Origin of the sequence: Pseudonocardia sp. WMMC193 (assembly GCF_021728735.1) — a bacterium.
Lineage (GTDB): Bacteria > Actinomycetota > Actinomycetes > Mycobacteriales > Pseudonocardiaceae > Pseudonocardia > Pseudonocardia oroxyli.
This window is the reverse complement of record NZ_JAKKDO010000003.1, coordinates 3,727,152-3,742,444: the sequence shown is the minus strand read 5'-3', so window position 1 is coordinate 3,742,444 and position 15,293 is coordinate 3,727,152. Positions and strand designations below refer to the sequence as shown.

Genomic DNA, 15,293 nt, shown 5'->3' with positions numbered 1-15,293 from the left:
TCACGCGGCCGCTGCATGGGCGCGAACGTAGCTGCGTGCCTGATCGACCTGAGCGGGAGTGATCGAGTACCACTCGGCGACGTCCGCGGCGGTCTCACCGGCCACGAGCAGGTCGGAGACTGTCCGTGCCAGCACGTTGCGGCCCACGACCGTCGGGCGCCCACCTCGCCGGCTCGCGACGCAGACGATGTCGGGAAAGTCTAGGTCGGGGCGGATGGCGGTGATGTCGTCGTCGGTCATCTCGTCCTGTACGACGGAGTCGACATACAGCTGAACCCACGGGAGCAGACGTAGCTGGCCATCTGACAGGCGCTCGGCGAACCGGAACGGCTCAGTGTCGCTGGGCGGGTCCTGAGAGGCGAAGAGCAGCTCGCGGCCATCGGCCTTGATGAACGTCGACAACTTGGTGAGTGGGTGTCTCTCGCCGGTCTGCTCGCGGAGCCGGTTGACGCAGCGTCTGATGTGCTGCACCGGGACCTCGTCGATGTCGCGGTAGTTGGCCATCAAGCGGGTCTCGAGGAACTCGCCCCACGTCACCCACGCAGTCGGAAGAGGCTCGGGGCGCACGATCGGGTCGTAGGGACGCCCGTTGCGCACGTACCCGTTGATCCAGCGCTTGGCGGTGCCGCCGCTCAGCCCGAGGAGTTTGTCGACCTGGGGATAGACATAGGTGGGCCACTCGCTGACGGGTGGCACCTCCTCCATGGTCCTACGATCCCACAGCCGGGGCGTCGTGCGTCCGGCAATCCACAGCTGCACTCCGGATTTCACTTCGGACGAGCATGATGCCTCCGGAGTTGATCGCGGGCCTCGTCGGCGTCATACCGTCCATGGCCGCCAGCGGTGCGGAGCTTCGGCTCGATGACACCGTCCGCGACCCAGCGCTGAACCGTGCGGAGACTGACGCCGAGTTCCCTGGCGAGCTCTCCGCTCGTCAGTAGTCGGCCCACGACACGCACGCTAGGTGTCTGACCTGGGCTGTGGCGGCGGCTGTCGTACTGTGTCGTAGATTGACGCAGTTTGGAGGCAGTGCGTGTCGGAGATCGTCTACTCAGTCCACGCCACGAAGCCCGATGACGTGGGCGGCATCGAGGTCGTCTTCGCGACCGAGCGCGAGGCTCGCGCGTACGCCTCGTCGAGGTCGACGGACGACCGGGTGCTGTCGACGTCGGTGACGAGCTTTCGTGTCGGGATGCTCGGGACGCGGAAGTCGGTGGCGTGGTTCATCGACGGCGCGGAGCAGCCCCGGTCGTTCACGCGTCGTCTCTACCCCGCCGACTGACCACACTCCGCCCGCCGCGCCTACGCTTGACTTGGAACGGCTGCGGCTCCGCGGAACGACGAGATTGAGGTGCGCGATCAGCGACGCCGAGGCGACTCAGCCTGAATCGGACGACCCCAGCACCGCGCTCCGTGCGGCCGCCGGCGAGGCGAACCTCCCGTACGAGCCCGCAACTCTGGTGCGCTACGGCTCCAACGCCGTCTACCGCCTCCCGAACAAGGTGATTGCTCGCGTGTCGCGGCCGGGGGCGGCCCTCGACGGTGCGCGGAGGCAGGTGGCAGTCTCGCGCTGGCTCGAGACGGTGGACTACCCCGCGACGCGGGTGCTCGACGTCGGGCAGCCCATCGAGGCCGACGGCCGCGTGGTGACGTTCTGGCACTCCGCCACCGACGTCGAGGAGTACGCCCCGCTCGACGAGGTCGGCTACCTCCTCCGCGACCTGCACGCGCTGGAGAGCCACCCCGACGTCGAGCTCCCCGAGGTGCGTCCCTTCGGCGAGGACTGGGAGCCGCTTCCCGAGTACCCCGGACTCGCGCCGGCGGACGAGGAGTTCCTGCGCGACAAGTACGAATGGGCCCGGCTCGCGTTCGACGCGCTGCCGTACGAGCTCGAGCCCGGCATCATCCACGGCGACGCGAACGTGGGCAACGTGCTGCTCGATCGCACCGGGCAGCCGGTGCTCATCGACCTCGACAGCATGGCGACCGGCCCGCGCGAGTGGGACTTGATCCAGACCGCGCTCTTCTACGACAGGCTCGGCTGGCACACAGCCGAGGAGTACGCGGCGTTCGTGGGGGCCTACGGTCACGACATCCTCGGCTGGCACGCCTACACCGACCTGGCCGAAATCCGGGAGATCGCCATGACGTCCTGGCTGAGCAAGCAGGCGGCGACGTCGGAGAAATCCGCCAGGGAGGCTGCTAAGCGGATCGAGGCGATTCGGACCGGCGGGAGCCGCCGCGACTGGTCTGCCTACTGATGGTGGCCTGCCAGAGTCGCCGCTCGCGGGCCTGCTCGGTGAAGTCGGCGAGCACCCGTGAGCCTCGATAGCGTTTGAGTCGCTGGCGCAGCTCGACGACGTAGGAGACGCTGCGGCTCGACCGCAGCGTCTCGCCCTGGGTCAGGGCCGTGAGCGCGGTCAGCGCGCCCTCCTCCGGGAGTCCGGCGTCGAACTGGGCCTGCGCCAGGACCATCGTCGCGAAGAAGTCGCTGCGGGCGTAGCTGCCGCTCGCATCCAGGAGAGCCTTCTGCGCCCAGTGGATCGCCTGGTCGCTCCGGTCGAGATCGCGCTGGCAGTGGGCGAACTCCGCAGCCACCTCGGCGTCGTCGACGTACTGGACCCACTCGGGTCCGTCGCCGGGGGAGTGTCGTTCGTACTCGGTGACGGCTCGGCTGAGCGCCCGGTCGCAGGCGACCGCGTCCCCGGTGCGCGCGAGCGCGCGAGCCTCCATCAGGTGGAAGTGGGCGTTGAGGATCGGGATGTCGAGTGAGGCGGAGCCGACCAGCGCCGCACGGGCGAGGGTGGCGGCCTCGTTGAAGCGTCCGAGGAAGGTCGCCTGATGGCTCATCGCGTCGAGGACCCCGGCCGCGACGCTGGTGTCGTCCGCCGCGCCGGCGAGGCCGAGCGCCTGGACGAAGTAGCGCTGCGCGAGGCCGTGGTGCCCGTCGTCGTACGACGCCCAGGCCGCGAGCTGGGTGATCTCCGCGGCGGCGGACAGTAGTTCGGCTCGGGTGTCGGACGTGCTGCTCGCGCGGAGCACCGGAGGGAGGTCGTCGCGGAGGTAGGTGACGAGCGACCGCCTGGTGTGGCCGCCACCGAACTGATTGTCCAGCAACGCGAAGCTCGCCCGTGTCTGGCGCACTCGCACAACGTCGCCAGCGCCGACGCGGGTTGGAGCAATCGCCTCTCGGTCCTGCGGTCGAGCGACCCAGGCCAGCGATGCCTCGCTCCATGCCGCCGGTGCGACTTGCGAGCCGACGACCGCGGCCACCTGGTCGATGTCGGCTTGGAGCAGCGTCGCGAGGGTCGTTGCCGACTCGTCCGGATCGGACGAGTAGCGCAGGCCGACGTCGGGTGACAGTCCAGCCGTACCGAACCCGACCTCGTCCGGGTGCACGGTTCGACCGACATGCGTTCCGAGGACCCGCAGGATGCTCTCCCGGACCACCTTGTCCCGCGGACTCGAACCGTTGAGCCAGCGACCGACGTGAACGTGGCTGTAGGTCTGCTCGACGCCGCGGGAGTTCGCGACCGTCGTGACGGCCCGTCCGAACTTCTTGCGGGCGACTGTGCCGTCGGGGTTCACAAAGCCCGCTTCGAGGATCAGGGCGCTGAGCTGCTCGTTCGCCTCCACGGACCGCCCCTTCTGTTCCCCCTGTCCGAGTGTGCCCCCTTGTGTTCCCTCCCGTGGCGCTTTGGAAGAAGTCATGGTGGTCAACGTGAATCAGGAGCGAAGGCAGGCAGCCGAAGAGGGCGGGCTGACCTGCGAAGAGGCAGCGGGATCAGTCCCTCAGCTTCTTCTCCAGCCGGGACATGCGTGCGTCCAGTTGCGACACCGCGGAGTCGAGAGCGGTGCGGAGTTCATCGATCTTGCGGGAGATCTCGTCGAGCTCGGTGGAGGGCCCCGGCTCTCCGGCGACGTAGACGGCCTTGCCCGGTTGCCCTTCGGCGAGGCCCTCGCTCTGGAGCTGCTTGATCGCGGCACGGACCACGGTCACCGAGACCCCGTAGGTCGCCATCAGGGCCGAGGTCGACGGCAGCGGGTCGCCGACGGGGTACGTCCCGTCCGCGATCTTGCTGCGCAGGTCCTCCGTGACCTGCTGGTACTTCGGGCTCCTCGCCACCGGCATGCCTTTCGTCGACGTCCGCATTGTGCCGGTGGTGTCGAACGGGGCGGGACGACACGCCAGTTGTCCACAGGCTCGGCCGAGCCCGTATCCCGAACTGCACTATGTGCATATAGTCGTGTGGTCGACCAGGGGAGGTCTGATGAGACAGGACGAGACCACGGAGGGGGCTCCGCGCTTCTACAGCGTCGCTGCGACGGCGCGCATGCTCGGCGCCTCGGAGATGACGCTGTACCGCGCGATCAAGGACGGCGAGTTCCCCGCCTTGAGGATTCGCGGTCGGATCGTGGTGCCTGCGCGGGCGTTGGAGGTCCTCGCCGAGGCCGCGGTCGCCGACAGCAAGGCGATCGACGTCGCCGAGTGGATGGGGGAGGTCGACCATGGCGGCGCGTGAGGTGCACGAGGCCCTCTTCGGCGCGCCGATCGATCCCGATTGGAGGTTGTTCGCCGGGTGCCAGGAGGTCGGGACCGACCTCTTCTTCCCTGAGGAGGGGGAGAAGGAGCACGCGGCGGGGGTGAAGGCGATCTGCCGTTCCTGCGCAGCTCAGCCGGAGTGTCTGACTACCGCCATCGCAACCGGCGAGGTTTACGGGATCTGGGGTGGCTTCACCCCGAGGGAGCGGCAACGCCTCGTGCGTGAGATGCGCGCCGAGGGACTGGTCGTCCCGCGGTGGGAGCGACGACCGCGGCGGACGGCATGAGGAGGAGGGAGGCAGGAGATGCCAGGTGTGGGCGTACTGATCTTGATGGCGGTGGTGGGTGCGGTGATCTGCGCGAAGGTCCGGGTTCCGGCTGGAGCGGTGGTGTTCTCGCTGATCGCGCTGGTCCTGTTCGTGGCAACACCGGCGGGGCGGGATGTGCCCGCCGCGATCGGGAGCTTCCTCTCGACCTTCGACGACGCAGCGACCCCGGTACTGAACGGAGAGGGTTCCAATGTCACGGGATGAGCGCGACCGCCCGACGTCGATGCGATCGACGGCCGAGTCGATGAGCCTCGCGGAGCAGCAGCCGCACCGGCGTCGGCTCGTCGACCTCATCCGTCGGATCGCGGTCGACGGGTTCGGCGCCGAGGAGGTCCAGCGCGTTGCCTATCCCGGCGCGACGTTCACGGTGGCTGCATTGGCGGACGGCCTGAGCGGGCTCCGCGCGGCGGCGATCGCGCAGTCCGTGGCCAGGTCGCAGCTCTACGAATATGCGGCGCAGGCCCGGGGCGCGGGCAGCACGTGGCGAGGCATTGCCGAGGCACTCGGCATCGGCGAGGACCACGGGGTGCCCGCGGAGCTCGCCTACGAGCTGATCGTCGAAGGTCGGGCGGTTCCGCGCACTCGAGGACTGTGGCGACCCGCTGCGCGCTGGACCTGCACCTCGTGCGAAAGGTCGATCAGTGACACGGGGCCGTACGACGGCGCCCCGGTCAACAACGAGGCCGGTCACGAGGAGGCCTGCCCCCGGCTTGCGGAGGAGCCATGGTGAGCGCGCGTGGCTGGCTCTTCGCGCTCCTCGCCGTGGTCGCGGCCGCCGCGGCGGTCCTGTCGTTCGCGGCTCTCCGCGATCTCGCCCGCCAATGCGGCTTCGACCCGCGGCTCGCCTGGTTGCTCCCGGTCGTCGTCGACGCGGGCGCCGCGGCAGGCTCGCTGGTCTGGCTCGGGTCCGAGGCCACGGACTCCGCACGACGGTTCGCGCGGTCGCTCGCGCTCGGCCTGCTCGTGCTGTCCGTCGTCGCGAACGCCCTCGGGCACGTCCTCGAGGCCTATGGCCTCGAGCCGGCCTGGTGGGTGGTCGTGGCGGTGTCGGGGGTGGCCCCGGCCGTGCTGGGCGCCGTCGTGCACCTCGCGGTGCTCGTCGGTCGAGAGCGGGCGCCCGTCCTTGAGCCACCGCAGGACCTGGACGACGCCGACCTTCGAGACCCCGGTCTGTCGTGGTGGGACACCGCGCCGCCCGCTTCCGGCCAGCCCGACAGGGCATCCGCGTTGATCGCGGGCGGCATCGGTCGCCGCCGCCTGGCGAAGGAGCTCGGCGTCACCGAGCACGAGGCTCGGCAGCTGCTCGAGGCGTCACGGCGCACCAACGGCAACGCTCCCATCGCACCCGAGGAGGGCTGATGACACTCCTTCTGCTCGTCGTCTTCGCGGCCGGAGCCGCTCTGGCGTGGCGGACGGGCGCCCGGTGGATCGCCGGGTTCCTGGCTCTCGTCGCTGCGCTTGCCGCGTGGCGGCTGATCGGTCACCTCGGCTGGTGGGCTCTCGCCGGAGGCGGGCTCCTGGCCTCCGCGGTCGGCTGGCACCTGTGGAGTCGGACGTCGTCGCGCGTGGTGCGGTGGAGCGCCCGATCGCGACGGAAGTCGGGAGTCGCCTCCACCGTCGACATCGCGCGATTCGCCTCGGCGGCGGCGATGCGCCGCAAAGCCTCCTCCGTCCGCCCCGAACTCGCCGCGTTGCCGAGGGCAGCGCGCGGGGCGATCCGTGCACGAGACGTCGCCGTCGCACTCTGCAGGGTCGGGGCCCAGTGGGTGTGGGCCTCGGTGGAGGACGTGATCGTCCTCTTCGGGGGACCGCGAACCGGCAAGACCGGGTGGCTGGCGGGCCGGGTGATCGACGCGCCCGGCGCCGCGCTCGTCACGTCGACGAGAACCGACCTGCTCGAGCTGACTGCGCCGCTCCGGTCGCGGCGGGGCCCGGTCTACGTGTTCAACGCCGTCGGGCTGGGCGGTCACGCCTCGACGATCACGTTCGACCCACTGACCGGCTGCAAGGACCCGGTGACGGCGGCCGAGCGGGCTGGGGACCTGCTCGTCTCCGGATCGCACGGAGGCGGCGATCGGGAGTTCTGGGAGACGCAGGCTCGCCGCGTGCTGGCGGCGTTCATGCACGCGGCCGCGTTGGGGAACCTGACCATGCGGGAGGTGCTCCGGTGGGTCACGGCACCGGACGAAGCCGAGCGCGAGGTCGCCTCTCTGCTCCGCACGTCGCCGGCCCCGGAGTACGCCCAGGACGCGACCCAGTTCGTCACCACCAATGACCGGACGCGGACGTCGATCACCTCGACGATCATGCCCGCGCTCGGCTGGCTGACGTCGCCGGCGGCGTCGGCTGCGGCCAGTGGCGAGTCGCCGTTCGTCGTGGAGGAGCTCCTCGCGTCGAACGCGACGGTCTATCTGCTCGGCGCGGAGGAGACTCAGGCGGCGCCGTTGGTCTGTGCGCTGACCGGCTACGTCGCCCGGGAGGCCCGTCGCCTCGCGGCGACACGGCCGAGCGGGCGGCTGGATCCACCGCTCACCCTTGCGCTCGACGAGGCGGCGCTGATCTCGCCCGTGCCGCTGCAGTCGTGGACCGCGGACATGGGTGGCCGAGGCGTCACGATCATCGCCGCCTTCCAGTCCCGTGCGCAGGTCATCGCGCGCTGGGGCGACACCGGTGCCGCGATCATCCTGAACAACGCCGCGGTGGCGATGGTGTTCGGCGGCACTCGCGACCGAGACGACCTCGCCTTCTGGTCGACGCTGGCGGGGGAGCGGGACGAGCCGATCACGACGACCGACCTCAACGGCCGGACGTTCTCGCGCACAGTGCGCAAGGTGCCGGTGCTCGCGCCCGCGCAGATCGCCAACCTCCCCACCGGCTACGCGGTCGTGTACCGGCGCGGCATCCCGCCGGTCGTCGGCAAGGTGTTGATGGCGTGGCGACGGCGCGACGTTCGTGCGCACGCCCGATCGCTGCGTGGCGACCAGCGCCGTCGCCGCTTCAGGGTGCGGCGCGACGTCGTCATCGAGACCGCCCTCGACACGCTCGCCGCTCGGTGGCCCGGCCGGTTCGCCGACCCGGCGAGCCGCTTCCACGAGGCTCGGAACCGCGACGAGACGGCGCCCGCCGTTGTCGAGGCGCCTCCGAACGTCATCCCGCTGCCCGGGAGACGCTCGTGAGCGACGCGGACCCGACCGTCGCGGCGCTCGCCCGCGCGCTCGAACGGAGCCAGCGGCGGGTGGGAGAGCTCGACACGCTCGTGCGCCGCCTCTCGGCCGATGTCGCCCGTCTAGCCCGATCTCACCCGGCGACGGGCGAGGCGGGGGTGTCCGGGAGCGGGCCGGGCGGCTGGCTCGCTTCCACCGACCCTGAGGAGGGCGAAGCCGGACTCCGCAATCTGATCGGGTGGGTCGAGGCGGTCTACCTGCGCTACCCGGATGCCGAGCTGCCCTCGTGCTGGCTCTGGCACCCGACCGTCGTCGAGGAGTTGTGGTGGCTCCAGGGAGCCCACTCCGTCGCGTTCGACGATGAGCAGGGGTCCTGGCAGCGCATCGGTGACTGGCACGACCGGTTCCGCCCGGGCGTCGCGAAACGCCTGCGCGCCGCCGTCGGCGGCTGCGAGCTCGCGTTGCACACCGCGGGCACCGGCCTGCACGACAACCCCGTCGTCCCGCTCGCCGACGCCGCCACCGACATCTCCCGAGCCTGGACGACGAACCGAACCCTCCCCGAACCGAACGGTCACCAGCTCGTCACCGCAGAACGCCACGACCGGAACCAGTACCGCAAAGGCAACCGATGACAGGTCACCGCGAAGATCAACTACTCAAGATCACGAACCCAGTCACACCAAGGCATCACGATCCGATGGTGCCGCTCGCCGCGGCGGAGGTGCGCTCGTGCTGAGCCTCGCGATCGGGTACGACACCCGCTACCTGACCGACGCCGTGGCGGGCGGCCGTGAGGGCTACTACACCGGCGGCGTCGCAGCCGGCGAGCCCGCCGGCCTCTGGTACGGCGCCGGGGCCGAGCGACTGGGCCTCCGCGGCGTCGTCGACGCCGAGATCATGGAGGCCGCCTACCTGCACCTCCTCGACCCGCGTGACCCCGCCTCGTGGGACCGCTCGACGTGGGGCGAGGCGACCCTGCTCGCCGCTCCACACAAGCAGTTCAGAACTCCGGAGTCGATCTACGACAGCCTGCTCGCGAGCGAGCCGAACGCCGGCCCCGAGCGTCGGGACGCGTTGAAGGCGAAGGCCGAGGCGTCGTCGAGGCAGGCTGTGGCGTTCATCGACGCCACGTTCTCGGCTCCGAAGAGCGTCACCGTGCTCGGAGTTGCGTTCGAGCGGGCCGCCAACGAAGCCCGTGCGGCGGGCGACGAGGGGGCTGCCCAGGCGTGGCAGGCCCATCAGCGGGCGGTCGAGGACGCCGTCATGGCCGGGGCCCGTGCCGGCCTGGACTACCTGCAGGACGCCGCCGGCTATGCCCGCGCTGGTCACCATGGTGGCGGGGGCGGGCGCTGGGTCGACGCCCACGCGTTCGTGATCGCCCAGTTCCTGCAGCACGACTCTCGCGACCGGGATCCCCAGCTGCACGTCCACAACGCGATCCTCAACCGCGTCCAGGGGGCGGACGGGAAGTGGCGGGCGCTGGACTCCCGCACCATCCACACCCACCGGGGTGCCGCGGGTGCCGTCGCCGAGCGGGTCATGGAGGCCCACCTCGCCCGGACCCTTGGCATCGAGTTCGCGACCCGACCCGACGGCCGCGCTCGTGAGGTCGTGGGCGTTGACCGGGAGGTGATCGACCTCTTCTCCTCCCGCCGCCACGCCATCACCGCCCGCACCCGGGAGCTGGAGGAGGCATTCGTCGCCCGCTTCGGGCGAGAGCCCGCCCCGCTGGAGCAGACCCGCCTTGCGCAGCAGGCGACCTTGGCGACGCGTGCCGCCAAGTCCTACGGCGGGGAGTCCCTCGACGAGCGACTCGACCGCTGGGAGTCGGAGGCCCGTCAGGCTGTGGCGGGCGGTCTCGGTCAGGTGGCTCGGGGAGTCGTCGACCACGCCCAAGGACCTGTCGCACCGGAGGAGTGGTCGGAGCGGGACGTCGTCGAGCGGGCTGTCGCCAACGTCGGCGAGAGGCGAGCGTCGTGGTCGCGGTCCGACCTGATGCGTGCGGTCTCCGACGAGCTGCCCGGTCGACTCGGCGCTACGCCGGACGAGGTGCGGCCGCTGCTCGAGAAGCTGACCGATCGCGCGCTCGCGGACGCGGTGCCGCTCACGCCGCCACCGATCCTGCACGACCTGCCGGATGAGCTGCGCCGCGCCGACGGCTCGTCGATGTTCGAGCGGCCGGGGAGCGCTCGCTACAGCAACCCGGGGCATCTCGTCGCCGAAGGAATGCTGAGGCGAGCGGCAGTGGCCCGCGGCGCGGCCGCCCTCGCCCCCGAGCTGGCTGACGCTGTCGTGAGTCGCTTCGCGGAGAACGGCCACGAGCTCGGTGCCGATCAGGCGGCGGCGGTGCGGGGCGTGCTGACCTCGGGCGCCCGGGTCGAGGTCCTGTCGGCGGCTGCCGGGACAGGCAAGACCTTCACCGTCGGCGCGCTATCCGAGGCGTGGCAGGAAGCCGGACATCGCGTCATCGGTCTCGCGCCCTCGCAGGTCGCCGCCGATCTACTGCAAGAGGAGGGGCTGACGGCGACCAACACGGCTCGGTGGCTCGGCAACGCACCCGGCGCGATGCAGCCTGTCGACGGCGACCTGGTCGTCGTCGACGAGGCGGGCATGGCGTCGACCAGCGATCTGGCCGAGATCGCTCAGCGGTGCGACGCCGCCGGGGCGAAGCTGCTCCTGGTCGGGGACACACGTCAGCTCGGAGCGGTGGGGCCGGGAGGTGCCCTCCACGACGTCGCACACCACGGCATCACCTACGAGCTCAGCGAGGTCCGTCGATTCGCGGCCGGGTGGGAGCGCGGGGCCTCCCTCGAGCTCCGCGACGCCAACGTCGAGGCGCTCGACGCCTACCAGCGGCGTGGCCGGCTCGTCGACGGTGGTACGGCCGAGCAGGCCGAGTCAGCGGCGTCGCGGGCTTGGCTCGCGGACACGCTTGCGGGACACGACGCGCTGTTGATCGTCGGCAGCAATGACGCCGCGGCTCGGGTCGGTGCGGCCCTGCGGGCCCAGCTCGTCGAGCTCGGGCGGGTCGAGTCGGGTGGTGCGGAGCTTGGGAACGGGACCGTCGCCGGGGCCGGGGATCAGGTGCAGGCGCGGCGCAACGGGTGGGCCCTGATCGGCTTCGAGGGGAACACCAAGGCGCCGATCAACCGCAGCACCTACACCGTCACCGCGCTGCGCGGCGACGGCGGACTCACCGTAATCCCCACACTCGGCGGTGATCCACTGCAGCTCCCGCCGGACTACGTCCGCGAGCACCTCTCGCTCGCCTACGCGAGCACCGTCCATGCGGCCCAGGGCCGGACCGTCGACCGCGCGCACACCGTCGTCGGGGCGGCCACGGACGCCTCTGCCCTCTACGTCGGCCTGACCCGAGGTCGGGCGAGCAACACGGCCTGGACGATCACCAGGCCGACGGCCACTGATGCCGAGACCGGTGAGACGTTCGACGTCGAGCCGCGCAAGGCCTACGCCGTCCTCGCCGATGCGCTCACGCGTGCAGAAGAGGACCGGACCGCCACCGCGGAGCGTGAACAGGCGGAGATCACGGCGCGCTCCGCCCGGACCCACGGTGGGCAGCTCGTCGAGGGCATCGGTCACGTCACTGCGGGAAGGACAGCGGCGACGCTCGACCGACTCGTCGCCGACGGTGTCCTGCCCGACCTGGTCCGGGAGCGCCTCGCCGCCGACGAGGCGATCGGCTCGCTCGACCGCCTCCTGCGATCGGCCGAGCTGGCTGGGCACGATCCGGCCGATGTCCTCATCACGGCAGCAGTCGGGCGCGGGCTAGAGGACGCGCGTTCGCCGGCCAAGGTCCTGCACCACCGAATCACGACATCACTGCACGGCAGGCTGACGCCGGAGATCCACAGCGCCACCGACCTGGTCCCGCGAGATGCTCCGGCCGCGTGGAGCGCGTGGCTGCACGCACGAGCCGAGGCGGTCGACGAGCGCCGTCACGAGCTCGGCTCCGAGCTAGCCCGCGAGACTCCACCCTGGGCGGCGACAGCTCTCGGCGCGGTTCCCGACGATCCGCTGGAGCGAGCGGAGTGGGAACGACGAGCCGGCTGGGCGGGCGCCTACCGCGAGCTGGCCGGGCACGCGGACGAGACCGACCCGCTCGGCGCCGCCCCACCGGCGGGTCTGGCGGAGTCCGCTGCGATGTTCCGCGCAGCACACCGCGAGCTCGACCTCCCCGACGCCGGCGCGGAGGAGGCCGATCTCAGCGACGGCGCGCTACGGATGCGGGTCCGGGCCTACGAGCGCGAGACCGCCTGGGCGCCGCGATGGGTGGGGGACGAGCTCGACCTCGCCCACCAGGCGGCGGCGAAGGCCGCGGCCGACGCGGAGATCTGGGCCGCTCGCGCGGCCGCCGAGCCCGACCCGACCGAGCGCGGTCAGCTCGACGCCGCGGCCGTGCGGGCCCGCGAGGAGGCCGACTCCCTCACCGAGCGGACCGCGCAGCTCGAGAGCGCCGACGAGGCGCGCGGGGAGTGGTATGCCCACACCGCCCAGACTCGGGACAAGGCCGAGCGGGCGCGCGTCGAGCTGGGAGCGCGGGGAGTCGATCTCGCGAATCCCGGCGACCGCGTCACCGCGGAGGAATGGCTCGCCGTCCACCTCGACGACCAGCGCGTCGACGAGGCCCACCGCGAGATCACCGACGCGGACATGGTCGACGACCGCGCCGACCAAGACGACCGCCGCGGCCCCGAGACGGCCGTGGCGGACATCCGCGACCGCAGCGAGGCCGATCCCACCGAGCGCCACGACGCCCCCGCCCGCATCCCGACGGTCGACGAGACCGCCGCCGCTGTCGCCCGGGCGCAGGCCGCCCTGGCCGAGATCGAGACCCGCGGCGCCGCCGAGCGCGCGGACGAGCAGGGATGGCACGACACCCGAGAGGAGGCCGACGAATGGCAGGACGATCTCGTGGCCGAGCGCTAGCCGGCCCGCTCCTGTGCAGCTGCAATGCGGTCGAGGAGTCGACGCGACCTCTCGACGCTCTCCCGAGCGTGGTTCCGAGCCGCACGCCGCTCCTCGGGGCCCCAGCTCTTGTGGGGCCGCGCCCTGATCACGGCGTCGACGATGGTCGCGACGTCGGCCGGTCGCCCGTCGGGGTGCGCGTTCCGGCAGGGGAAGGGGAGTGGTGTCAACGGATCTTGAAAATTGACCCTTCTGGGGACGGCGGGTTCTAAGGTGGATTCGCATGATCGTCGCAACACCCGAGGTCAGCGAGCAGGTTCTCAGAGCTCTCGGGAGAAGACCTCCGCGGGGGTGTCCCAGCCGTGGCGCTTGCGCGGGCGGCGGTTGAGACGGTCCTGGACGAGGACGAGATCGGCGGCGCTGAACTGGCGGAGGTCGTTCTTCTTCGGGAAGTACTGACGCAGCAGTCCGTTGGTGTTCTCGTTCGTCGGGCGCATCCAGGGGCTGCCTGGGTGGGCGAAGTAGACGCCCTCGGCGAACAGCGGCTCGAGGTGGGCGTGTTGAGCCATCTCCGAGCCCTGGTCCCAGGTCAGCGTCAGTAGTGTCAAGTCCCGGGTTTGGTAGAGGCTCCATCAAACCCGGGACGAGACAGTAGAGCTCGCCCGGGGAGGTCGTGGATCGAGCGGCTGATCGCCAGCCGACACTGCTCGGAGTTGTGCCCGCCGGGTAGGTGGACGAGGCGGACGTAGCCGCTTCGACGGTCGACGAGCGTGCCGATGGCCGAATGGCTGCGTGTCCCGAGGATCAGGTCGCCTTCCCAGTCGCCGACGCGTGCGCGTTCGAGCACGATCGCGGGGCGGGCGTCGATCAGCTTGCCCGGGCTGATGTAGCGCGTCTCCCTCACATCGGGGCGCCGGCGGCGTTTGCGCAGCGGTCGACCGGTGCGAAGTCTGCGGGTCAGCGTGCGGCTCAGTCCGCCCTTCCCGCCGTGGTAGAGCGCCTGGTAGATCGTCTCGTGACACAGGTGCCAGGACGGCCGATCGGGGTGGACTCGACGCAGGTGCGCGGCGATCTGCTCGGGGCTCCACTCGTCCTCGAGCAGGGCCTGAACAACCCGGCGCAGTGCCTCGTCGCGGCTGAGCCGGTTCCGGCGTGGACGGCGGGCTCGTTGGCGGGCCCGGGCGTGGGCGAGGTCGCCGTCGTAGCGACCACCGTCGTGGGCGGATGTGTTGCGGCGCAACTCCCGACTGATGGTCGACGGGTGGCGGCCGAGGATCTTGGCGATCTCCCGGATGCTGAAGCCCTCGCGGCGCAGAGTCGCGATCCGCTGGCGTTCGAGACGGGACAGGAAGCGCCCGGAACGCCCGACCTCACCGATACGGTCCGGCGGCAGACCACCTGACTCGGCGCGCCAGCGGTAGCCGGTCTTGCGCGTGATCCCGACCGCAGCGCAGGCGGCCACGGTGCCGACCCCGGAGGTCACCAGTCGCCAGTACTCGGCCTCTACTTCGAGCTGTCGCTTCCGCCCTCGCCGTGCCATGTCCACCCCGATGATCTTGCTGGAGGGGTGTTGCGACGAGCCTTAGAACCCGCCATACTCCAGGGGGTCAGATTTCAGGATCCGGCGACACGGCCGAGCGCAGCACCGCGGAGGTGAGGCGGCGGCACTCCGCGACCGTGGCGGGGGACAGACGACGACGACCCAGCTCTGAACGGACAGGTGGTCGATCTTCGCGAGCTGCCACGACTCCCACCGCGGCAACACGTGACTGCGCATGATCGACGCATCCCGTACGTGGGTGGTCGCCTCCGTGTTCCACGACGCCATCCAGGCCCGCGCGTGCTCACCGACAGCATCCGGCCCGCGTGCGGCGACACGTAGGTCCCGGTGCTGGACGACGTGCTCACCGACCCGAGGAACGCCGTCGCCTCGCGCTTGGTCGCGAACGTCTTGCTCACCTGCTTGCCCGACGGCTCGCGCCAGTAGGCCCGCCAGCTCCCGGCCGGGGTCTTGCGTATCCCGGCCATCAGGCGGCCTGCCCGTCGAGCCAGGCGTGGAAGCGACGGCGCGAGATGAGCCAGCGCCGTCCCACCCGCTGCGCCGGGATCACGCCGTCGCGGACGTGCTGGTAGGCGATCCCGCGCGAGAGGTCGAGCAGGGTCGCGACCTGCTCGACGGTGTAGGTCAGCCGGGCGGTGTCGATGATCGTGCTCTCGCGGCCGCTCATGGTGTCCTCCTGGTCCTGCGGTCGTCGCGGATGCGTGTTCGGCGCGGGCGATGGCGAGTTCTCGGCCTGCGGTGGTGTGGTGGCCGATACCGACCAGATG

Annotated in this window: 15 protein-coding genes and 1 pseudogene; 10 read left to right on the top strand and 6 right to left on the bottom strand. The window is 71.1% G+C overall.

Annotated features, from left to right (window positions below):
- Together L3X23_RS19290 and L3X23_RS19285 are read right to left on the bottom strand one after the other, a co-directional pair.
- Positions 1–705, bottom strand: a complete 705-nt coding sequence (locus L3X23_RS19290) for a DUF433 domain-containing protein (RefSeq protein ID WP_237193520.1) — start codon at positions 703–705, stop codon at positions 1–3.
- A gap of 62 nt (positions 706–767) precedes the next feature.
- Positions 768–950 (bottom strand): MerR family DNA-binding transcriptional regulator, encoded by a 183-nt coding sequence (locus L3X23_RS19285; protein WP_237193519.1) that lies wholly within the window; start codon positions 948–950, stop codon positions 768–770.
- Between the two features lie 83 nt (positions 951–1,033).
- Between L3X23_RS19285 and L3X23_RS19280 the strand changes: the two genes are divergently transcribed.
- Both L3X23_RS19280 and L3X23_RS19275 read left to right on the top strand, forming a co-directional pair.
- Positions 1,034–1,282, top strand: a complete 249-nt coding sequence (locus tag L3X23_RS19280) for a hypothetical protein (RefSeq protein ID WP_237193518.1) — start codon at positions 1,034–1,036, stop codon at positions 1,280–1,282.
- Positions 1,185–2,261: an aminoglycoside phosphotransferase family protein gene (locus L3X23_RS19275; RefSeq protein WP_308116922.1), complete on the top strand. Its 1,077-nt coding sequence runs from the start codon at positions 1,185–1,187 to the stop codon at positions 2,259–2,261. Before L3X23_RS19280 ends, L3X23_RS19275 begins: the two co-directional genes overlap by 98 nt.
- Here L3X23_RS19275 and L3X23_RS19270 read toward each other — a convergent pair.
- On the bottom strand, positions 2,203–3,636 hold the full coding sequence (locus tag L3X23_RS19270; RefSeq protein ID WP_237193516.1) for an XRE family transcriptional regulator: 1,434 nt from the start codon (positions 3,634–3,636) through the stop codon (positions 2,203–2,205). The genes L3X23_RS19275 and L3X23_RS19270 overlap by 59 nt on opposite strands.
- A gap of 148 nt (positions 3,637–3,784) precedes the next feature.
- A complete protein-coding gene (locus L3X23_RS19265) occupies positions 3,785–4,126 on the bottom strand; it encodes a winged helix-turn-helix domain-containing protein (protein ID WP_237193515.1) in 342 nt (113 codons plus the stop codon).
- 145 nt (positions 4,127–4,271) lie between these two features.
- On the opposite strand from L3X23_RS19265, the gene L3X23_RS19260 reads away from it, so the two are divergent.
- The 8 genes from L3X23_RS19260 to mobF all read left to right on the top strand — a co-directional run bounded on the left by L3X23_RS19260 (position 4,272) and on the right by mobF (position 12,986).
- A complete protein-coding gene (locus tag L3X23_RS19260; RefSeq protein WP_237193514.1) occupies positions 4,272–4,523 on the top strand; it encodes a helix-turn-helix domain-containing protein in 252 nt (83 codons plus the stop codon).
- Complete coding sequence (locus tag L3X23_RS19255; protein WP_237193513.1) at positions 4,510–4,830, top strand: WhiB family transcriptional regulator; 321 nt, start codon at positions 4,510–4,512, stop codon at positions 4,828–4,830. The genes L3X23_RS19260 and L3X23_RS19255 overlap by 14 nt, the downstream gene beginning before the upstream one ends.
- 18 nt (positions 4,831–4,848) lie before the next feature.
- Positions 4,849–5,076 (top strand): hypothetical protein, encoded by a 228-nt coding sequence (locus L3X23_RS19250; protein ID WP_237193512.1) that lies wholly within the window; start codon positions 4,849–4,851, stop codon positions 5,074–5,076.
- A 40-nt stretch (positions 5,077–5,116) separates the two neighbouring features.
- Positions 5,117–5,602, top strand: a complete 486-nt coding sequence (locus L3X23_RS19245; protein ID WP_237193511.1) for a hypothetical protein — start codon at positions 5,117–5,119, stop codon at positions 5,600–5,602.
- Positions 5,596–6,231 carry a DUF2637 domain-containing protein gene (locus L3X23_RS19240; protein ID WP_237193510.1) on the top strand — a complete coding sequence of 212 codons (636 nt, stop codon included), beginning with the start codon at positions 5,596–5,598 and terminating at the stop codon, positions 6,229–6,231. Before L3X23_RS19245 ends, L3X23_RS19240 begins: the two co-directional genes overlap by 7 nt.
- A complete protein-coding gene (locus tag L3X23_RS19235) occupies positions 6,231–8,048 on the top strand; it encodes a type IV secretory system conjugative DNA transfer family protein (protein WP_237193509.1) in 1,818 nt (605 codons plus the stop codon). Before L3X23_RS19240 ends, L3X23_RS19235 begins: the two co-directional genes overlap by 1 nt.
- Entirely contained in the window at positions 8,045–8,671 is a 627-nt protein-coding gene (locus tag L3X23_RS19230) for a hypothetical protein (protein ID WP_237193508.1), read from the top strand. Before L3X23_RS19235 ends, L3X23_RS19230 begins: the two co-directional genes overlap by 4 nt.
- Before the next feature lie 97 nt (positions 8,672–8,768).
- A complete protein-coding gene (mobF, locus tag L3X23_RS19225; RefSeq protein ID WP_237193507.1) occupies positions 8,769–12,986 on the top strand; it encodes a MobF family relaxase in 4,218 nt (1,405 codons plus the stop codon).
- Between the two features lie 299 nt (positions 12,987–13,285).
- On the opposite strand, the pseudogene L3X23_RS35480 reads toward mobF, so the two are convergent.
- Both L3X23_RS35480 and L3X23_RS19210 read right to left on the bottom strand, forming a co-directional pair.
- Positions 13,286–14,358: pseudogene (locus L3X23_RS35480) on the bottom strand (IS30 family transposase).
- A gap of 634 nt (positions 14,359–14,992) precedes the next feature.
- Entirely contained in the window at positions 14,993–15,193 is a 201-nt protein-coding gene (locus tag L3X23_RS19210; RefSeq protein ID WP_237193506.1) for a helix-turn-helix domain-containing protein, read from the bottom strand.
- Between the last annotated feature and the right edge of the window lie 100 nt (positions 15,194–15,293).